The sequence below is a fragment of the Shinella sp. G-2 genome (assembly GCF_050172695.1).
Classification (GTDB): Bacteria; Pseudomonadota; Alphaproteobacteria; order Rhizobiales; family Rhizobiaceae; genus Shinella.
In genome coordinates, this window is record NZ_JBBEYH010000082.1 from 1 (window position 1) to 505 (window position 505).

A 505-nucleotide genomic window follows, 5' to 3' on the forward strand; every position below is an offset into this window, starting at 1 on the left:
TTCGCCAGGCAGCCCTTGTCGGCCAGCGCTGGATTGAAGCGGATGGCAGCGGCATAGCGGTGAAGAACCCGGCGACGGGCGAACTGGTCGGCTACGTGCCGAAGCTCGGCGCGAAGGAAACGAAGGAAGCGATCGACGCGGCCGCCGAAGCCCAGAAGGGCTGGGCCGCCCGCACCGCCAAGGAACGCTCGGCCGTGCTGCGCAAGTGGTTCGAGCTGATGATCGAGAACAAGGACGATCTCGGCCGCATCCTGACGATGGAACAGGGCAAGCCCCTGGCGGAAGCCACTGGCGAGATCGTCTATGGCGCCAGCTTCGTCGAATGGTTCGCCGAAGAAGCCCGACGCCTCTATGGCGACATCGTGCCCGGACACCAGAAGGACAAGCGCATCCTCGTGATGAAGCAGCCGATCGGCGTCGTCGCGGCCATCACGCCCTGGAACTTCCCCAATGCCATGATCACCCGCAAGGCCGGCCCGGCCTTCGCCGCCGGCTGCGCCATGGT

The 505-nt window shown here is 65.9% G+C and carries 1 protein-coding gene; it reads left to right on the forward strand.

Going from position 1 to position 505, the window contains the following annotated elements; genetic code table 11:
* The coding region (locus V8U06_RS29215; RefSeq protein ID WP_427143654.1) for an aldehyde dehydrogenase family protein at positions 1 to 505 on the forward strand (505 nt) is incomplete at both ends.